Source organism: Micromonospora sp. NPDC050397 (assembly GCF_044901685.1).
Lineage (GTDB): Bacteria > Actinomycetota > Actinomycetes > Mycobacteriales > Micromonosporaceae > Micromonospora_G.
Genome location: NZ_JBJDPS010000003.1, coordinates 894,137 through 912,723, shown reverse-complemented (window position 1 = coordinate 912,723; position 18,587 = coordinate 894,137). Strand labels below are relative to the sequence as shown.

At 71.3% G+C, this 18,587-nt stretch carries 20 protein-coding genes; 13 read left to right on the top strand and 7 right to left on the bottom strand.

Annotation, left to right across the window (positions count from 1 at the left end; translation table 11 throughout):
- Window positions 1-5: 5 nt before the first annotated feature.
- Both ACI2K4_RS15120 and ACI2K4_RS15115 read right to left on the bottom strand, forming a co-directional pair.
- On the bottom strand, window positions 6-368 hold the full coding sequence (locus ACI2K4_RS15120; RefSeq protein WP_404511532.1) for a hypothetical protein: 363 nt from the start codon (window positions 366-368) through the stop codon (window positions 6-8).
- 16 nt (window positions 369-384) lie between these two features.
- Complete coding sequence (locus tag ACI2K4_RS15115) at window positions 385-699, bottom strand: hypothetical protein (RefSeq protein ID WP_404511530.1); 315 nt, start codon at window positions 697-699, stop codon at window positions 385-387.
- A gap of 453 nt (window positions 700-1,152) precedes the next feature.
- On the opposite strand from ACI2K4_RS15115, the gene folP reads away from it, so the two are divergent.
- The 7 genes from folP (at window position 1,153) to ACI2K4_RS15080 (ending at window position 6,144) form a co-directional block, all read left to right on the top strand.
- Window positions 1,153-1,974: a dihydropteroate synthase gene (gene folP / locus ACI2K4_RS15110; protein ID WP_404511843.1), complete on the top strand. Its 822-nt coding sequence runs from the start codon at window positions 1,153-1,155 to the stop codon at window positions 1,972-1,974.
- Window positions 1,971-2,330 (top strand): dihydroneopterin aldolase, encoded by a 360-nt coding sequence (folB, locus tag ACI2K4_RS15105; RefSeq protein ID WP_404511528.1) that lies wholly within the window; start codon window positions 1,971-1,973, stop codon window positions 2,328-2,330. Before folP ends, folB begins: the two co-directional genes overlap by 4 nt.
- Before the next feature lie 3 nt (window positions 2,331-2,333).
- Window positions 2,334-2,858 (top strand): 2-amino-4-hydroxy-6-hydroxymethyldihydropteridine diphosphokinase, encoded by a 525-nt coding sequence (gene folK, locus ACI2K4_RS15100; RefSeq protein WP_404511526.1) that lies wholly within the window; start codon window positions 2,334-2,336, stop codon window positions 2,856-2,858.
- A gap of 94 nt (window positions 2,859-2,952) precedes the next feature.
- Complete coding sequence (locus ACI2K4_RS15095) at window positions 2,953-3,420, top strand: DUF3180 domain-containing protein (protein WP_404511841.1); 468 nt, start codon at window positions 2,953-2,955, stop codon at window positions 3,418-3,420.
- Between the two features lie 183 nt (window positions 3,421-3,603).
- Window positions 3,604-5,049: an ABC transporter permease gene (locus ACI2K4_RS15090; RefSeq protein WP_404511524.1), complete on the top strand. Its 1,446-nt coding sequence runs from the start codon at window positions 3,604-3,606 to the stop codon at window positions 5,047-5,049.
- A 108-nt stretch (window positions 5,050-5,157) separates the two neighbouring features.
- The gene (locus ACI2K4_RS15085; protein WP_404511522.1) at window positions 5,158-5,472 is read left to right on the top strand and encodes a hypothetical protein; all 315 of its coding nucleotides are present in this window, start codon (window positions 5,158-5,160) and stop codon (window positions 5,470-5,472) included.
- Window positions 5,473-5,652: 180 nt separating this feature from the next.
- Window positions 5,653-6,144, top strand: coding sequence for a hypothetical protein (locus ACI2K4_RS15080; RefSeq protein WP_404511520.1), 492 nt, complete (start codon window positions 5,653-5,655; stop codon window positions 6,142-6,144).
- Between the two features lie 46 nt (window positions 6,145-6,190).
- Here the strand turns inward: ACI2K4_RS15080 and ACI2K4_RS15075 are convergent, their stop codons facing one another.
- Entirely contained in the window at window positions 6,191-7,153 is a 963-nt protein-coding gene (locus tag ACI2K4_RS15075) for an ABC transporter ATP-binding protein (RefSeq protein ID WP_404511839.1), read from the bottom strand.
- A gap of 107 nt (window positions 7,154-7,260) precedes the next feature.
- Between ACI2K4_RS15075 and ACI2K4_RS15070 the strand changes: the two genes are divergently transcribed.
- The 4 genes from ACI2K4_RS15070 to ACI2K4_RS15055 all read left to right on the top strand — a co-directional run bounded on the left by ACI2K4_RS15070 (window position 7,261) and on the right by ACI2K4_RS15055 (window position 11,990).
- Window positions 7,261-7,950 (top strand): ABC transporter permease, encoded by a 690-nt coding sequence (locus ACI2K4_RS15070; RefSeq protein WP_404511518.1) that lies wholly within the window; start codon window positions 7,261-7,263, stop codon window positions 7,948-7,950.
- Complete coding sequence (locus ACI2K4_RS15065) at window positions 7,947-8,669, top strand: ABC transporter permease (RefSeq protein WP_404511516.1); 723 nt, start codon at window positions 7,947-7,949, stop codon at window positions 8,667-8,669. The genes ACI2K4_RS15070 and ACI2K4_RS15065 overlap by 4 nt, the downstream gene beginning before the upstream one ends.
- A gap of 264 nt (window positions 8,670-8,933) precedes the next feature.
- Complete coding sequence (locus ACI2K4_RS15060) at window positions 8,934-9,938, top strand: glycine betaine ABC transporter substrate-binding protein (RefSeq protein ID WP_404511515.1); 1,005 nt, start codon at window positions 8,934-8,936, stop codon at window positions 9,936-9,938.
- A 147-nt stretch (window positions 9,939-10,085) separates the two neighbouring features.
- Window positions 10,086-11,990, top strand: a complete 1,905-nt coding sequence (locus ACI2K4_RS15055; RefSeq protein WP_404511513.1) for a hypothetical protein — start codon at window positions 10,086-10,088, stop codon at window positions 11,988-11,990.
- Window positions 11,991-12,036: 46 nt separating this feature from the next.
- Here the strand turns inward: ACI2K4_RS15055 and ACI2K4_RS15050 are convergent, their stop codons facing one another.
- From ACI2K4_RS15050 to ACI2K4_RS15035, 4 genes are all read right to left on the bottom strand, one after another.
- Window positions 12,037-13,200, bottom strand: a complete 1,164-nt coding sequence (locus ACI2K4_RS15050) for an NADH-quinone oxidoreductase subunit D (RefSeq protein WP_404511512.1) — start codon at window positions 13,198-13,200, stop codon at window positions 12,037-12,039.
- Window positions 13,201-13,271: 71 nt separating this feature from the next.
- Window positions 13,272-14,063 carry a class I SAM-dependent methyltransferase gene (locus tag ACI2K4_RS15045; protein ID WP_404511510.1) on the bottom strand — a complete coding sequence of 264 codons (792 nt, stop codon included), beginning with the start codon at window positions 14,061-14,063 and terminating at the stop codon, window positions 13,272-13,274.
- 77 nt (window positions 14,064-14,140) lie between these two features.
- On the bottom strand, window positions 14,141-14,881 hold the full coding sequence (locus ACI2K4_RS15040) for a class I SAM-dependent DNA methyltransferase (protein WP_404511508.1): 741 nt from the start codon (window positions 14,879-14,881) through the stop codon (window positions 14,141-14,143).
- Window positions 14,882-15,031: 150 nt separating this feature from the next.
- Window positions 15,032-15,598, bottom strand: a complete 567-nt coding sequence (locus ACI2K4_RS15035; RefSeq protein ID WP_404511506.1) for a TetR family transcriptional regulator — start codon at window positions 15,596-15,598, stop codon at window positions 15,032-15,034.
- Between the two features lie 130 nt (window positions 15,599-15,728).
- On the opposite strand from ACI2K4_RS15035, the gene ACI2K4_RS15030 reads away from it, so the two are divergent.
- Together ACI2K4_RS15030 and ACI2K4_RS15025 are read left to right on the top strand one after the other, a co-directional pair.
- Window positions 15,729-16,595: an SDR family NAD(P)-dependent oxidoreductase gene (locus ACI2K4_RS15030; protein ID WP_404511504.1), complete on the top strand. Its 867-nt coding sequence runs from the start codon at window positions 15,729-15,731 to the stop codon at window positions 16,593-16,595.
- A gap of 278 nt (window positions 16,596-16,873) precedes the next feature.
- Window positions 16,874-18,418, top strand: a complete 1,545-nt coding sequence (locus ACI2K4_RS15025) for a condensation domain-containing protein (protein ID WP_404511502.1) — start codon at window positions 16,874-16,876, stop codon at window positions 18,416-18,418.
- The last annotated feature ends 169 nt before the right edge of the window (window positions 18,419-18,587 follow it).

The window sequence follows — 18,587 nt, the reverse complement described above, 5'->3', positions numbered from 1 at the left end:
CCTACTCATGCCAGGTCCTCCCGGATCCGGATGCGGGTCGCGACCAGTCGGGGATCGCGTTGCTCCTTGCCCGGTTCGCGGGTACGTCGCCAGTCGGTCAGCGCGGTCCGGATGACCATCCGAGCCGGCCGGTCCGGGTCGACGTGCCGGAAGATGAAGGACGTGGTGACGATCGCCAGTGCGATTTCCCAGGCCGGGAAGAGTTCGACCTCGAGGGTGAACAGCCAGTGGATGAAGACGTAGAGCGGCACCAGCAGCAGGAACAGGCCGTACTGGGCGTAGGGCAGGTGCACCGGCAGGGTGTAACCGGGCGGCCCGAGGTAGACCAGACGGGCTCGGTAGATGTCGTCGTCGGTGCGCAGCCGCATCTGGATGCTCCGCGGTCTACTCGAAGATCAGTTTGATCAGGTAGTCGCCGACGAAGAACAGCGTCGCGGCACCGGCGATGAAGGCCAGGCCGACGATGGCGATGGCCGAACTGGTCAGTACCTTCGAGATCTCACCGCGGCTGGCCCGGCCGATGAAGATCACTCCGAGTACGGCGAGCAGGATGGGCGCGACCTTGCTGGCGAAGAAGCTGACGACACCGTCCGTATTGATACCCGTAGGTGCCGGTTCGGCGGCGAGAACGGGAGCGACCGTGTGGAGCACGTGCGTGGTGCTGGCCCACGCCGTCTCCACCAGCTCCATGGCGATCATCGGAATCCTCCCCGGTGCGGCGACCGGAGTCGCGGCACTGCAGTTGTCAAACCCGGCCGAACAAGGGGGTCGGCGATGCGGTGCCGGGTTGACCCTCCGTCTCGGCCGTCACCGCGAGCGGTGACGGCTTCTGGGCGTTTTGGTCCGCTTCGGCCCATCTCCTCAAGCTTCTACGTCCGGCTGTTACGCAATTCCAAAGGGTACGGCCCGTGCCTGCTTGGAACAAGCCAAGCGGAGTGTCACCGTTACGGCCCGGTTGTCCGGTCCGTTTGACCAGCTACCGCCCAGGTGGGACACGGTCCGCGCGGGGCCCCTGGGTAACGTCTAGCCGTGACTGAGTTGGCCCACGGCACCCCCGGTGCCGCCGCACCGCTGCCCAGCCCGCCACCGGACCAGGTCCGGTTGACCGGGGCGGAACCGGACGAGTTGCTCCGTCCGGCCCGGCCGGTGGTGATGGGGGTTCTCAACGTCACCCCCGACTCGTTCTCCGACGGCGGGCGCTACGCCGACCTGGACGCGGCCGTACGGCACGGGCTGCGGATGTTCTCCGAGGGCGCCCGGTTGATCGACGTCGGCGGCGAGTCGACCCGCCCCGGCGCCGACCGGGTGGACGCCGACACGGAGGCGGCCCGGGTGCTCCCGGTGATCCGCGAGCTGGCGGCCCACGGCGTGCCGATGAGCATCGACACGTACCGGGCCAGCGTCGCGGCCGAGGCGCTGGCGGCCGGCGTGACCGTGGTCAACGACGTCTCCGGCGGGCTCGCCGACCCGGACATGGCCCGGGTGGTCGCCGACGCCGGTTGTCCGTGGATCCTGATGCACTGGCGCGGCCACGCGAAGCGGATGCGGGAGCTGGCTAATTACACCGACGTGGTGACGGACGTCAAGGCCGAGCTGAGCCAGCGGATCGCCGACGCCCTGGCGGCGGGTGTCGCGGCCGACCGGATCGTGATCGACCCCGGGCTCGGGTTCGCGAAGGGGGCGGCCGACAACTGGCAGTTGACCGCCCGGCTCCCCGAACTGCTCGCCCTCGGCTTTCCGTTGCTCTTCGCGGCCAGTCGGAAGTCGTACCTGGGTGCGTTGTTGGCCGCGTCGGACGGTGAGCCGCGCCCGACCGACGAGCGGGTCGCCGCGACCATCGCCACCAGCGTGCTCGCGGTGGCGGCGGGCGCCTGGGGGGTACGGGTGCACGACGTACGCGGCACCGCCGACGCGCTCGCCGTCTGGGAGGCCAGCGGGCGCCCCCGGTTGGCCGGATCGGCGGCGACCCGATGACGGACCGGATCACGCTCACCGGGCTGCGTGCCCGGGGCCACCACGGGGTGTTCGACTTCGAGCGGGAGCAGGGACAGGACTTCATCGTCGACGTGGTGCTGGAACTGGACCTCGGGCCGGCGGCCCGCTCCGACGACGTGGCCGACACGGTGCACTACGGGGAGTTGGCCGAGGAACTGGTCGCGATCGTCGGCGGTGAGCCGGTCAACCTGATCGAGACCCTCGCCGAGCGGCTCGCCGCAACCTGTCTCGCCGACCCACGGGTCGCGGTGGCGACGGTGACCGTACACAAGCCACAGGCGCCGATCCGGCACGAGTTCGCCGACGTGGCCGTCAGCCTGACCCGGCGGAGGTGAGTGGTGAGTCAGGTGGTGCTCTCGCTCGGCAGCAATCTCGGTGACCGGCTCGGGCACCTCCGTTCCGCCGTCACGGCGCTGCGGGACGTACTGCTGGTGGTCTCCGGGGTCTACGAGACCCCGCCGTGGGGCGATCCGGACCAGCCGGCGTACCTCAATGCCGCACTGCTGGCGGCGGACCCGGCGGCGGGGCCGCGCGACTGGCTGGACCGGGCCCGGGCGATCGAGGACGCCGCTGGCCGGACCCGTGACCCGGATCGCCGGTACGGCCCGCGCACCCTGGACGTCGACGTCGTCGGGGTGTGGACCGACGGCGGTGAACCGGTGGTCAGCGCGGATCCGGAACTGACCCTGCCGCATCCCCGGGCACACCTGCGGGCGTTTGTCCTGCGACCGTGGATCGACATCCAGCCGTACGGCCGGCTCCCGGGTCACGGTTGGCTGACCGATCTGATGAACACCGAGCCGGTCGCCACCGACGTCATGGACGTGCGTGCCCGGCCGGATCTCCAGTTAGAGTCGACGTGACGAAGAGGCCGGGTGTGGTGTCGAGCGCAGCGAGGAGACGGGCGTGACCGAGCGGGAGTCCCCGCCGCGCGGGCCGACGGACGAACGTCCGAGGATGGGCCCGACCCGGCTGGCCACCCTGGTGGTCGCCGCGCTGGCCTCGGCCGCCCTGGCCTGGCTGCTGATCAGCCTGTTCTACAGCGACATCCCGCCGCTGCCCTGGTTACCGCCGGCGACGATCGCGGCGCTGGCGGTGCTGGAGGGATATGCCGCCGTCGACACCCGGGCGAGGATCGAGCGTCGGCCCGGACGGGACCCGGTCGAGCCACTCGCGGTGGCGCGTTTTGTCGTACTGGCCAAGGCGTCCTCGCTGGCCGGGGCGATCTTCGCCGGGTTCTACGCCGGTGTCGACGCCTGGCTGCTGGTCGAGCCGACCAGGGCGGCCGGGAACGACGTACCGGCGGCCACCGCGGGGCTGGTCGCGTCGTTGGGGCTGGTCGTGGCGGCGCTGCTGCTCGAACGGTCCGGTCGGGTGCCGAAGCGTCCCGAGGACGAGCGCGAGGGCGACGACCGCCAGCGGTGAGCGGCTGACGTACGTCTGCGCCGGCCGCAGGGGGTGACGGCGCTCCCGGATCCGAGTAGCGTGCCTGCGACCGGTGAAAACGTGAGTGCCACCGGGTCGGGTCCGGCGCTGTGACCGGTTCGGGCCCCGGCGACCGTCGCGGGGCTCCGATGGTCGGCACGACGACCGCGGGAGGCGCGCGACATGGCGTACGACGAGTCGATCTATCGGCGGCACGAACCGACTGGCTCCGAGCCGGCCGGTCCGGGTGCGCGGGATGACTCCTGGTACGACGAGCGGCGTTATCCCGAGGAGCGGTCCACCCGGTCCGACTCCGGTTATCCGGCCGGTGGTTATCCGGCCGACGGCTACTCCGCCGACTACCCGGCTGACGGCTACTCCGCCGACTACCCGGCCGACGAGTACTCCGGCGGCTACCGCCGGGGCTCGACCACCGCCCAGTTCTCCGAGGCGCCCGAACCGATGGAGCCGGTCCGCCCGGGAGTGTCACCGGCCGTGCTCGACGACGTCTTCGACGACCCGGCACACGGTGAACCCGGACGGGACCGGCTCGGCGTGCACTTCGGCTGGGAGTTCGTGCTCCTGCTGGTGGCGGGCCTGCTGGCGTACGCGCTCTACCGGGCCGACCCGGACCTGCTGGCGGGGGCGGCGCTGGACCGGCTGCTGGTCGACGGGGCCGCGCTGGGTGCGCTCGCGCTGGGTGCCGGCCTGACGCTTCGGGCCGGAGCGCCGAACCTCGCGCTCGGTCCGGTCGCGATCGCCGCCGCTCTGCACTTCGCCGAGAACGGCGACCGGGGTGTGGTCGCCGCCATGATCCCGGCGGTGCTCTGGGCGGTCGCCGCCGGACTGGTGCTGGCGCTGCTGGTGGTCGGCTTCCACGTACCGGCTTGGGGGGCGAGTCTCGCCGTGGCGCTCGGCGTCCTCGTCTTTGTCCAACAGCGTCCAGGGCCGGTGGACGTGCAGGGCGACTACGACCCGAGCCAGCACGCTCTCTACCTGTTCGGTGGTTTTGCCGCGCTGGCGCTGCTGGGCGGCCTGCTCGGCATGATCAAGGCGATTCGGCGCGTGGTCGGCCGGTTCCGGCCGGTGGCCGATCCGGCACGCCGCCGGGGCGGGGTGGCCGGGACGATCACCGCCCTGTCGATCATCGTGTCGATGGTGGCGGCGACCCTCGCCGGTGTGCTGCTGGCCGCCGACGGGACCGGGCGGGTGGTCCCCACCTCGGGGCTCGAATGGAGTGGACTGGCGCTCGGCGCTGCCCTGGTCGGTGGCACCAGCGCGTACGGGCGACGGGGTGGCGTCTTCGGCACCCTGTTCGCGGTCACCACGCTCACCCTCTTCCTCGCGTACGAGAACGCGCAGGACTGGGACATCGCGCTCGCCGCCACCGCCGCCGTGACGGTCGCCGCCGGACTGGTGGTGACCCGGCTGGTCGAGTCGCTCGGGCGGCCCCGGTCGGCGGGGCAGCGCGGGCAGGAGTGGCAGCCGGACCCGGCACCCGCCCCCTCGGGCGCGAACTGGAGCGAGGAGCCGCCGGAGCGACCCGAGTGGTCCTCGGTGCTGCCGGACCAGCCGCAGGCCAACCGGACCGACCCGTGGGGCGACGACCGCTGGGGCACCGAGCGCTGACCGGGGCGTTACCCGAGCCGGTGGCAGGCTGGTCGGCGCCGGGGTCCGTACGCCGACACGTACCGACTCCGGGTGCCGGGTGGGCCGGTCCCGGTTAGGCTCGGCAGCATGACCGAAACGTCGGCCGGTGGCCCCAACGAGTCCGAGTTCGCGCAGCTCGACGAGCTGTCCACTGAGGAGCTGCGGGAGCGCGCCTTCGCCCGGGCCCGGGAGCGTCTCGACGTCGGGTTCTTCTGGTCGGTGCTGCGCCACCTGCCCAACGCCGACGAGGCGACGATCCTCGACGGTTCACCGAACTCGGTCGGTCCGACCGTGGACGAGGCGGTAGCGCTCTGGCGGCAGTTGACCGGCCACGGCTACGCGGATCCCGAGTCGGAGCCACTGCTGCGCGCGGCTTTCATCGACTATCTGCTGCGGCACTGACCCCGTCGGAGCTGTCGCCGATGGTGGCCCGTCGTGTTTCCGGAAAGCCACCTTTCCGAGATTGACCGTTATCGGGTCGTTCACCGAATAGATGTCTTTGGTGACTATGCGCCTGCCCCGCTGGAACGGATGAATGGCTTTCGGGTTTGCCGCAGAGCGGGCACCGGGAACTAACGCCGCATGGCTCTCACCAATCGCTACAAGACCGCAACCGGTGCGGGCACCCTCGCCGCACTCATTCTGGTCCTGGTCTTCGGCAGCCCCTGGTACGTCGACTGGGCCCGGGACAACACCGACGCGAACACGGCGGGTGGCTGGTTCCTGCGGCTGCTCTCCTGGCCGGCCTGGCGGTTCGACTCCGACGACTCGGTCCAGAACGTCATCGCCGCCGACCTCAGGGCGATCCTGGTTGTCGTGCTCACCGCGCTCTTCCTCTATCTGTTGCCCGGTTCACAACTCGCCCGGGCCCGCGGCACGCTCAGCCAGCTCTTCGCCGGCTGGGCGTCGTACGTCTTCGCCGGTGCCTTCGCGGCGCTGCTCACCACGCTGATCCAGGCGGATCCGACGCTGCTCGGCGCCTTCCGGGCGGCGATGGACGGGGCCGGGTACGGCCTCTTTGTCGGCTGGGTGATCGGCCTCGCCACCCTCGGCGGATGGCGCGGTCGCCGCTGACCGCCCGCCGAGCCCGCCCGGTCGGTCGTCGGTGTCCTTGATGCTCTCAGCCGACCGGGTCGGCCGGATAGTCGATGCTCAGGATGCGGTGCCGGTCGAGCAGGCCGACCGGGGTACCGCCCTCGGTCACCCAGGTCTCGTCCGCGTTGGTGGTGAGCAGGGTGGCGAGCGCGTCGTAGAGCGACGAGCCGAGCGCCACCCGGGGCAGCGAATCCTGCGACGGTGTGGTTGGTAGCGGTTTGAGCAGGTCACGGGTGATCGGGGTGACCGCCAGCCGGCGGATGCCCCGATCCGCGCCGACGAACTCCCGGACGAAGGGCGAGGCCGGTTCGCCGAGCAGGGTGGCCGGGCTGTCGTACTGCTCCAGCCGCCCGCCCTGGGAGAGGATGGCGATCCGGTCGCCGAGGCGTACCGCCTCGTCCAGGTCATGGGTGACCAGCACGATGGTCTTGTGCACCTCCGCCTGCAACCGGAGGAATTCTTCCTGGAGGCGGGCGCGGGCGATCGGGTCGACCGCGGAGAACGGTTCGTCCATCAGCAGCACCACCGGGTCGGCGGCGAGCGCCCGGGCCACCCCCACCCGCTGCCGCTGACCGCCGGAGAGCTCGTGCGGGTAGCGCCGCCCGAACTTCGTCGGGTCCAGGCCGACCAGGTCGAGCAGTTCGTCGGCGCGGGTCCGGATGCGGGACCGGGACCAGCCGAGCAGGCGGGGTACGGTGCCGACGTTGGTCTGTACGGTCTGGTGTGGAAAGAGTCCGACGTTCTGGATGACGTAGCCGATCCGGCGACGGAGTTGGACCGGGTCGGCCCGGGTGACGTCCTCGTCGTCGATCATGATCCGCCCCGCCGAGGGCTCGATCAGCCGGTTGATCATGCGAAGCACGGTGGACTTGCCGCAGCCCGAGGGGCCGATCAGTACCACCAGTTCGCCGGCCGGCACGGACAGGCTGAGCTCGTTGACCGCGACGGTGCCGTCCGGGTACTGCTTGCGAACCCCGTCCAGCCGGATCGAGGCCGCGCTCGGCGCGCCGCCGGAAGTGGCACCGGATCGGTCGCCAGCGTCGGCCGCGTCTCGGTGCGATGCCACGGAATCGTCCTCCGGGGTAGCGTTCACCTATGTCCTTCCAGCTGCTCTACCGGGAAGCCCCGGGCAATCCGTGGTTCTCCTGGCAGTACGTGCGGGACAACTCTGACACCATTCTTGCCGCACTGCGAGAACACGCCAGTCTGACCGCCCAGGCAGTGTTGCTCGCCGCAGTCATAGCAATACCCCTCGCGGTCGTGGGTTACTGGTTCCGGGCCCTCGCCGGGCCGATTCTCGCACTGTCCGGCGTGTTGTACACGATTCCGTCGCTGGCCCTGTTCGCTTTCCTCGCGCCCTTTCTCGGTATCGGGACCATCACCGTCCTGGTCGGGTTGGTGCTGTACGCGCTGCTTCTCATCATCAGGAACGCACTCGCCGGGCTGAACCAGGTGCCTCCGGAAGTGCGCGACGCGGCCGAGGGGATGGGGTACGGGCGGTTCGGTCGACTGCTCCGGATCGACCTGCCGTTGGCGCTGCCGGGCATTCTCACCGGCGTACGGCTGGCGACCGTCTCCACCGTGGCGTTGGTCACGGTCGGCGTGCTGGTCGGGCACGGCGGTCTCGGGCAGCTCATCCTCGGCGGCTTCCGGAACAACTTCTTCAAGGCCGAGATCTTCACCGGGACCGTGCTCTGTGTGGTCCTGGCCCTGGTGCTCGACCTCGTCCTCGCCGGCATCGGCCGGATACTCACGCCGTGGGCCGCCCGCAGGAGGATCCGATGAACGCGTTCGAGCAGGTGGTTCTCTGGCTCAACGACCCACTGAACTGGACAAATCCCGGTGGCATCCTGGACCGGCTGGGCGAGCACCTGACCATCTCCGCCGCCGCGGTGGCGCTCGGTTGCCTGGTCGCCTGGCCGATCGGTCTCTGGCTCGGGCACAGCGGCCGGGGCGGCGGGGCGGTCCTGCTGATCTCGAACGTGACGCTGGCCATCCCGACCATCGCGTTGCTCACCATCCTGCCGTTGACCGCGCTCGGCTTCGGGCAGCGCCCGGTGATCGTCGCGCTGGCGGTCTTCGCCGTGCCGCCCCTGCTCGCGAACGCGTACACGGGGGTGCGGCAGGTCGATCCGGAGACGCGGGACGCCGCCCGGGGCATGGGACTCTCCGGCGGGCAACTGCTGCGGCGGGTCGAACTGCCGTTGGCGGTGCCGTACCTCGCGGCCGGGTTCCGTACGGCGGCGGTCCAGGTGGTCGCGACCGCCGCGCTCGCCTCGTTTGTCAACGGGGGCGGCCTCGGGCAGATCATCAGCGCCGGGTTCGGGCTCGGCATCGGCACCGGCGGCGGCCAGATCCTCGCCGGTGGCCTGTTGGTGGCGTTGCTCGCACTGCTGGTCGAGGTGATCCTGGCCACCGTCGAGCGGGCGGTCACGCCGCGTCCGCTACGCCGCGTCACCCGGCGGGCCAACCGGCGGGCGGCGGCGGCCATCAGCGGCTCCTGAGCGCGTACGGCCGTGGCCCCGCCCGGGTTTCCGGCGGTGCGGTCCGGTTCGGCCCGGGTCACGGTCGACCCGATTCCGGACCCGGCTTACCCGTTAAGCGCAGCCGCTAACAGTGTGACGATCCGGTGACGACATCGCCCCCGAGTTGTCGGTGCGTGCGCGACGATGTTGGGTGGGAGGTCGCGGGCGATCACCACGTCAGGTCGTCCGTCGGACACGCGGCCGGCCCGCAGGGGTCGCGCCGGGACACGGAAGGCGGGCGTCATGCGCGCACGTACACGTTTGGCGGCGGGAGCGATGGGCGCGCTCGCCGTGGCCACGCTCCTCGCCGGCTGTGGTGAGTCTGGATCATCCGGTACCGAGGCTCCGCCGAGCGCGGCGGCGGGCGCCGGCTGCGCCCCGGTCGCCGGCAAGAAGCTGGTCGTCCTGGAGGACGACAAGAAGCTCCAGGACACCGACAACGTCATTCCGGCGGTCAACGCCAAGGCCGCGACGCCGGAGCTGATCGCCGCGCTGGACAAGGTCTCCTCGGCCGTCGACACGCCGAAGCTGATCCAGCTCAACAAGGCGGTCGACGTCGACCGGAAGACCGCGAAGGTCGCCGCCCAGGAGTTCGCCTCGGCGAACAACCTGACCAGCGGGATCACCAAGGGTTCCGGCGGCCAGATCACGATCGGGGTGGCCAACTTCAGCGAGAACCAGACCCTCGGCGAGCTCTACTCGATCGCCCTGACCGCCGCCGGCTTCACCACGAAGGTGCAGACGATCGGCAACCGTGAGCTGTACGAGCCGGCGCTGGAGAAGGGCGAGATCCAGGTGGTGCCGGAGTACGCCGCGACCCTGGCCACGTTCCTCAACGGCAAGATCAATCAAGGCAGTACGACCCAGGTGGCCTCCTCGGACCTGAACCAGACGGTGACCAACCTGAAGGGCCTCGGCGAGAAGGTCGGCCTGACCTTCGGTGCCCCGTCGACCGCACAGGACCAGAACGCGTTCGCGGTGACCCAGGGCTTCGCCGACCAGCACGGGCTGAAGACCCTGTCGGACCTGGCCGCCAAGTGCTCGGGCTCGGCCACCATCCTCGGCGGCCCGCCGGAGTGCCCCCAGCGCCCGAAGTGCCAGGCCGGGCTGGTCCAGGTCTACAACTTCAAGGCCGGCTCGTTCAGCTCGCTGGACGCCGGCGGCCCGCAGACCAAGTCGGCGCTGACCACCGGTGCGATCAGCGTCGGGCTGGTGCTCTCCTCCGACGGGGAACTCGCGGCCGGCTGACCGTACGTCTCGCGTGGCCCGTGGGGGTCGACGCCGCACCTGCGGCGTCGACCCCCACGGTCGGTTCCGGGGGCGGTACGACTCCGTACGGTCCGCCCCGTGATCGGCCCTCCCCGGATTCGGCAACTGTGGGTAGGCTCCAGTGCCATGCCCGCCGGGGATGACACCGAGCAGCCGCGCCGCCGGCAACTGTTGACGACGCTCTTCCGGGTAGGTCTCGGCCTGGCCGCCCTGGCTGCGCTGATGCTGTTGTTCGGGGGGAGCAACGGGCTGCTGCGGATGGCCGGTGTGCTGACCGTACTGGCGGTTGTCTCGATCGGACTTTCGATCACGCTCCGTGGTGATGTGCAGACCGTGCGTCCGGGTGCCGAGGGCTCGCTCGACGAGATCGAGCGGTTGCGGCGCTCCCTGCGGGAGGAGGTCGCCGGAGCCGCTCGCGCGACCCACCAGTCGCTCGGCGGGCAGCTCCAGGCGATGCAGCAGAACATCGAGGCGTTGCGGCACCAGCTCGACGCCGTCCGCCTCGACGGCTCGTCCGGGCGCGGAAATCCGGGCGCCGGCCCGGTCGACGGCGCCGGTCACACGAGCGTGCCGGGGCGGGCGAGCGCGGCGGTGCCTGATTTCCGTGGCGGTGCGCCGGCCGCTCACCCCGCCGACGCCGGGCGGGCCGTACCGGGCCACCGTCGTGAACCGGTACGGCCGGAGGCGTACGCCGGCCAGGACGGTTACGCCGGGCGGGACGCGTACGCCGGCCAGGACGGTTACGCCGCCCGCTCCGCCTCCTACGAGGCCGGTCCGCAACAGCCCGAGCCCTATCGCTCCGGCCCGTACGACGGGTCGGGGCAGTACGGCGCCGGCCGGTTCTCCGGTGCCGCCCCCGGTCCGGCGCACGCCGGGGGTGAGCGAGGCGGTCGAGCCGGTGGCGCGCCGGCCGGTGGCGCTGCCCCGCCCCGTCCGCACCTGGGCGGTGGCGTGGTCCGGCACACCGAGACGGTGAAGGTCACCACGAGGCAGACCATCGTCGGGCCGCCGGGCGGCGACGGCGGCGCGGGCCACGAGTACGGCAACGGCTACGGCGGTGGCAGCGAGTACGGCAACGCCTACGGTGGCGCCAACGTGTACGGCGGACGCGGCTACGTCGGTGACGCCCACCACGGGCCGGGGGACGCGTACCCCGCCGACACCGGTCGGCCGACCGGGGACGCGTACGGCGGTCGGGGCGAACGCGAGGCCGAGTGGTCCGAACGACCGGGGCGTAGGAGGCGGGCGACCGGGCCGGGCGACGGCCCGGAGAACCCCTGGCCGCGCGAGCGCCCGCGTGCCGAGGAGCGCGGAGCCGGTCGGTACGACCCGGCGGAGCCGGACGACGCCGGATCCGACGACGACCCCCGTTGGTCCGGTCGATCGGGGGACCGGTGGGCATCGGTACGCACCGACGAGCGTGGCAGTGAGCTCCGCATGGGCGAGCGTCGAGCGGCGGTACGCGCCGACGAGTCCGGCACCGAGATGCGGGTGGAGGACCGCTGGGCGAGCATGCGGCGGGATGAGCCCCGACGTGAGCAGGCGTGGCGCGAGGACTCCCAACGTGAGCAGGCGTGGCGCGAGGAGCCCCGGCGGGAGGAGGCGTGGCGCGAGGACTCCCAACGTGAGCAGGCGTGGCGCGAGGAGCCCCGACGGGAGGAGGCGTGGCGTGGCGATTCCCGGTGGGAGGAGCCGGGTCGCCCGGGGGCGAGGTCGGCCGACGACCCGGCGGGCACCGGCCGGCGGGCGAACGATCACTGGAGCGGCGCGGACGCGGCTGCCGGTGCGGGAGGCTACCGGGACGCGCGCTGGCCGCAGACCAACGACCCCGGGGATCCGCACTGGCCGGGTACGGGGCGTCCGGATGCCGCCCCGGCCCTACCGCCGGCGCCCGCCGGGGCGGGGACGGGCTGGTCCGGACCGCCGGCGACGCCGGTCCAGGGTGGGCGCCGTCGGGCCGAGGACCACCAGGCGTACGGCTATCCGCCCGACGACGACGCTCCCCGCGCCGGGGGCGCCCGCTGGCGCTGACCGGGCTGTCCCCGGAGGTGAGCTGGCTGACCGCTCCTGCCAGCCGTTACTTGTCGATGTCGCCGACAACGAAGAACATCGAGCCGAGTACGGCGATCAGGTCCGGCACCAGGCAGCCGGGAAGCAGGGTGGCCAGCGCCTGCACGTTCGCGTACGACGCGGTGCGCAGCTTCATCCGCCACGGTGTCTTCTCGCCCCGGGACACCAGGTAGTAGCCGTTGATCCCGAGCGGATTCTCGGTCCAGGCGTAGGTGTGCCCCTCCGGTGCCTTCACCACCTTGGGCAGCCGGACGTTGACCGGCCCGGTGATCCGGTCGACCTGGTCCAGGCACTGTTCGGCCAGGTCGAGCGAGACGTACACCTGGTCGAGCAGGACCTCGAACCGGGCGTGGGAGTCCCCGGCGGTACGGGTCACGACGGGGACGTCCAGCGACCCGTACGCGAGGTAGGGCTCGTCCCGACGTAGGTCCAGGTCCAGCCCGGAGGCGCGGGCGACCGGGCCCGACGCGCCGAAGGCCGCCGCCTGCGCGGCGGAGAGCACACCCACACCGACGGTACGGGCCAGGAAGATCTCGTTGCGCCGGATCAGATTGTCCAGGTCGGGCATCCGTCGCCGTACCTCGCCGATGGCCGCCCGGGCCCGGCCGGTCCAACCGGCCGGCACCTCCTCCTTGATCCCGCCGACCCGGTTGAACATGTAGTGGATCCGCCCTCCGGAGGCCTCCTCCATCACGGCCTGGAGCGTCTCCCGCTCCCGGAAGGCGTAGAAGACCGGCGTGATCGCACCGATCTCCAGCGGGTAGGAGCCGAGGAACATCAGGTGGTTGAGCACCCGGTTCAGCTCGGCCAGGGCGGTGCGCAGCCAGATCGCCCGCTCGGGAACCTCGATGCCCATCAGCCGCTCGACCGCCAGCACCACGCCGAGTTCGTTGGCGAACGCGGAGAGCCAGTCGTGCCGGTTGGCCAGGACGATGATCTGCCGGTAGTCGCGGACCTCGAACAGCTTCTCCGCACCCCGGTGCATGTAACCGACGATCGGCTCGCAGGCGACCACGCGCTCGCCGTCGAGCACCAGCTTGAGCCGGAGTACGCCGTGCGTGGACGGGTGCTGCGGGCCGATGTTCAGCACCATGTCGGCGGTGTCGAGCCCCGCCCCGGTGCCGACGGTCAGCTCCCGCAAGGCGCCGCTATCGGTGGTCATACCCGTCATCGTGGCACGTCCCGATGCCGGCGCGGGACCGGCCACGGCCACTCGTGCCTACCGCTTCGTTCCGATCAGTCCTACCGCTTCGTCCCGGTCAGTACGCGTACCCGGACGTGTTCGGTGAACCGCCGCTCGGGCGCCAGCGCGTGGCGTAACTCCTCGGCGAAGCGCGGCCGCTGGTCCGGTGCCGGCAACAGGTCGACGGAAAAGGCCGAGTAGAGGTTCCCGGCGAGCTGTTCCAGGTCCAGCACGGTGGCGTACTCGATGGTGGTCGTGCCCACCTCGAAGCCGGCCGCGGTCAGGTCGTCGCGGTACCGGTGCTCGCTGTCGGTGTCGGTGCCGCAGGCGTACGTGGGTTCCGTGCCGAGCCAGCGGGTCAGGAAAGCTCGCAGCGCCCGGGACCAGGGAGTGTCCAGGAGCCACAGTGGTGCCCCGTTGGTGACCACGGCCACCCCGCCGCCGGCCCGCAGCAGCGGGAACAGCGCCGGGAACAGCCTGTCGGGGCGCATCCAGTGCAGTGCCTGGCCGATCGTCACCGCGCCCAACCGACCGGTCCCGAGTAGGGCGGCCATCGCGGGCAGGTCCGTGTCCGCCCCGAGCGCCCAGGTCACGTTGGTCACGCCGGCAGCGGTCGCGGCGGACCTGGCCCGCGCCAGCATGTCCGGTTCCGGGTCGACCCCGATCACGGCCCGGACCCGCCGCGCCACCGGTACCGTCAGTTGGCCCGTACCGCAGCCGAGGTCGATCACGGTGTCGTCGCCAAGGTGGAACGCGGTTGCCAGGGCTTCGACCACTTCGGCTGGGTAGCCACGGCGGTAGCGGTGGTAGAAGTCAACGACCTCGCCCCGAAAACCCAACCCCTGGTCCATCGGCACAGCCTGGCAGGGCGCTCGCGGAGCCGGGGCCCGTTCTGCTCACGGCAGTCAGACGGGCCGGTCCGGTCGGTTCAGGCGCGCCGGGCGATGGTGATGATCTCGGGGCTGGTGTCGGTGAGCGGACCACCGGCCCAGTCCCCGAACTGCTCCTCGACCACTAGGCCGGTCGCGACCAGAATGGCGCGGAGCTGGTCCCGGTCTAGGAAGCGCAGCGTGCTCCGGCTGGTACGCGATCCGGCCCAGGTGGGACTGGTGTACGTCGTGGTGAAGGTTACGAATCCGTCTCGCACCGGCTGCTCGACCTCGTGCTCCATGCGTACGACGGCACCGGTCGGGACGGTCACCTCGCGCCCGTGCTCGGGCGTCCAGTACCGCCAGGCCCGGTCCGACGGGTTGCGGGTTTCGAACGCGAATCGGCCTCCGTCGGTGAGGGCCGACCGGATCGTCAGCAGCGCCGCCCGTAGATCCTCGTCGGAGAGGAGCACCTGGAACGCGTGACCGGTCATGACCGCGAGGTCGAACTCCCGGTCCCAGGTAGCCGACGAAAGATCCCCGAGCAGCCACTCGACGTCCGTTCTCTCGCGTGCCCGTTCCAGCATCCCGTGGCCCGGGTCGAGTCCGCAGAGCCGCCCCTGGTGCCCGTGCTCCCGGACCTGCCGCAGCAACATCCCGGTGCCGCAGCCGATGTCGAGCACGCTCCGTGCCGACATCACCAGCGGCAGGTAGAAGGCGAGGTCGTCCCGCTGTTCCCAGGGGTAGAACACGTCGTACAACCGGGCGAGGTCGGCGTCGGCAAACTGATGGTCGACCACCCCATCTATCTATCAGGATGACTCGGTCCGCCGCGACGGATTATTCCGGCGGGCACTACCGGAACGCGAGGTCCTCGCTCGGGGCCGTGACGGCTCCGCCCCCGGCGACCGGTTCGGCGGCGTTCCGGAGCCGGGCCGGATCGATGCGGGTTACGGCGTCAGCAGCGCGGCGACCGCGTCGGTGACGATCTTGCGGCGGTCGGCGCGGGAGTGACCGGCGACCAGCGTGGTGAACTCCGGCGTGGTGGCGGTCCAGAGCGAGGCCAGATGCACCACGAGGGCGAGCAGGTCGACGGCTTTGTAGCGGGTGGTGAGCAGCCCTTCCCGCTGTGCCTGCTCGATTCTTTCGACCTTGTGGCGGTTGCTGGCGATGATCGATTCCAGGGGTGCCTGTGAGCCGGCCCGTTCCAGCCGGTACCAGGTGGCGAGCCGGGCGACCTCGGGGTGTGCCTCGTAACCGTCGAAGAGCCTTCCCGCATAGCCGGGCAGGTCGTCCACGTCGAGCGGAACCTCGCGGACGGCGTCGGCGACCAGCGCGTTGAAGACCGCGTCGAAGAGGCCGTCCTTGCTCTCGAAGTAGTGGTAGATCTGCGCCTTGTTGGACTTGGCGGCGGCCGCGATCCGGTCCACCCGTGCACCGGCGATGCCGTACGCGGCGAACTCCCTGCTCGCGGCTTCGAGCAGACGTTGCCGTGTTGCCTGTGCATCTCCCACCATGGTCGCCAAGCTTAGCTTACTAACCATCTAGTTGACGCGCGCCGGCCGCCGTGCTTCACTTCAACTAACCAGTCAGTTGCCCGCCTGTCCGCGAAGGTACGGGCGAGATTCGGACAAGGAGCACCGGAGCATGTCAAAGGTCTTTCTCGTCACCGGCAGCGCACGTGGGCTCGGACGGCACGTCGCCGAGGCCGTGCTCGACGCCGGCCATTCGCTGGTCGCCACGGCCCGTCGGCCGGAGCAGTTGGCCGACCTGGTCGACCGGTACGGCGACCGGATCCGGCCGGTGGCGCTCGACGTCACCGACGCCGCCGCCGCCGAGGCGGCGGTACGGACTGCCGTCGACACGTTCGGCCGGCTCGACGTCGTGGTGAACAACGCCGGGTACGCCAACTACGCCTCGACCGAGGACCTCAGCGCCGACGACTTCCGGTCCCAGGTCGAGACGAACTTCTTCGGCGTGGTGAACGTGACCAGGGCAGCGATACCCGTACTGCGGGAACAGGGTGCGGGACACCTCATCCAGGTCTCGTCGCTGGGCGGTCGCCTCGCCACCGCGGGACTCTCGGCGTACCAGGCGTCGAAGTGGGCGGTCGGCGGTTTCTCGGAGGTGGTGGCTCAGGAGGTGGCCCCGTTCGGCGTCAAGGTCACCGTGCTCGAGCCGGGCGGTATGCGTACCGACTGGGCCGGCTCGTCGATGGCGATCCCACCGATCAGCGAGCCCTACCGGCAGACGGTCGGCGTGATGGCCAAACTGCTGCGCAGCGGCGCTGGCAACGCCGCAGGTGATCCGGCGAAGGTCGCCCGGGTCCTGCTCAGGATCACCGACCTGGACGAGCCGCCACTGCGGCTGCTGCTCGGCAGCGACGCGGTCCGCTACGCGGACGACGTCCTGAGGGCTCGCACCGAGTCCGACGTGCGGTGGCGCCCGCTCAGTGTCTCCACCGACCACGACGACGCGACCGCCGCCGAACTCGACCCGCTGAACGCCTCCTGACCGCTCACCGGGTCAGCCACCGATCTCCCCGATCCGCCGATTTCCCCGAATCGTCGATCTCCCCGATCCGTTGACCGGGCGGTGAGGGGGACCGTCGGGCGCCGGGGATCGGCCGAACGGGCGGCGACTTCGCTGACTCGCGGGTGTCCGGGGCGGGGTGACCGACCAGATACTGGTCGCGCGGGTCGGGCTCGCCGACGGCGTTCCACGGGCCGGACCCGGCCGGTCGTCGGTCGCGCCCGGTGCGGCCACACGCGTACGTGAAGCGAGGGTGTCGAGTGTCGTCACACGAGGACGCGCTGCTCGTAACCGCCCCGGTGGCTGCGGCGGAGCGGCCACCGGGACAGGAGTGGACCACCGTCGAGTTTGTCGAGGACGGCCAGGATCCGGGCGGCCACTCGACCGGGCCGGTGGTCCGGAGCGCGCCGCTGACCTGGGGGCAGCGGGCACTGCGGATCGGGGTCGAGCGCTACCCGGGCAACCGAATCCTGATCAACATGCGCCGCGTGGTGCCGGTGCCCCGACGCGCGTCGGCGGAGGTGGACACGGTGCTGCGGGCGATCGGCACCCTGGTCGGCCGGCACAGTTCGCTGCGTACCCGGTTGCCGGTGGTCGACGGTGAGTGGTCACAGGCCGTCTTTGCCGCCGGCCGGCTCCCGGTGCTGCTGGTCCGGGCCGACCCGGGCCTCGACGCCGCTCCGGATACCGCTCCCGGTGCGAACGACGACCCCGGCCCCGACTCCGGTCGGGTCGGGCGCGGGGTCGGGGCCGGGGCCGACCGGGACGAGGGGGCGGCGACGGCTCGGGTGATCGGCGAACAACTCGCCGCCACCGCGTTCGACTTCGCCGAGGAGTGGCCGCTCCGGGTCGCCTGTGTACTCGTCGGTCGCCGGGTGCGGCAGATCGTGGTCGTGTTCAGCCACACCACCGTGGACTTCGGCGCGGTCGAGGTGGTCCTGCGGGACCTGCGCCTGCTGTTGCTGCGTACGACGCTCGCCGTGCCGGCCGGAGCACAGTCGATCGATGTCGCCGAGCGGGAGGGCGCCGCCCGCTACCGGCAGCGTAGCGAGCGTTGCGTGGCCCGGTGGAGCGCCGGCTTCGGCCGGCTCGGCCCGGACACGCTGCCGTGGCGGGAGCCACCGCTGCAACCGAGGTTCCGGCGGGCGCTGCTGGTGTCCGAGGCGGCCGACACCGCCGTCCGGCTGGTCGCCGAGCGTCACCGGGTGACCAGTTCGACCGTACTGCTCGCGGCGACAACGGCGATCCTGGCCCGCCGCTCCGGCAACGACGTCGTTGGTGTCTACACGATGGTGAACAACCGGTCCGTGGACGGCTACCGGGACGCGGTGGCGAACCTGGCGCAACTCGGACTGGTCGTGGTCGACCTGACCGACCGGTCCAGCTTCGCCAGCCTGCTGACGGTCGTGTGGCGGGCCGCGCTCGACGCCTACCGACACGCCTACTACGACCCCGCCGACCTGCGACGTGACTTTGGCTCGACCGGATACCCGAGCGTGCCCGGCACCAGCCCGCACTGCTACTTCAACGACGTCCGGCTGGCCGTCGACTCCGACCTGTTCGGCCGCGCCACGGCCGAAGCCGAGGTACGGGCAGCCATGGCGGCGTCGAGGTTCTCCTGGTTGGAGCACCTGGACGACTTTCCGTGGCGTACCCGGGTCGAGGTGGTCGACCAGCCGGGAGCGCTGGGTCTCCTGCTCACCGCCGACAGCGCCCACCTGCCGCCGGCCGAGGCCGAACGCTTCCTCCGTGACCTGGAGCGGCTCCTGGTCGACGCCGCCTTCGCGGACGTTCCGTGGCGGTAGACCCGACGCGCTCGGCCCGCTCCACGGTGGTGGGACCTCTCCGGTCACCGGCGGTTCGACGACCTGCGGGCGTTCACCCTCGTCGCTGTCACCGGGCAACCCGGCGCGGCCGTCGAAGGTAGTCTTTGTCGGGTTTTGATCGTCGCCGGGACGTCCGCGTCGGTGCGAC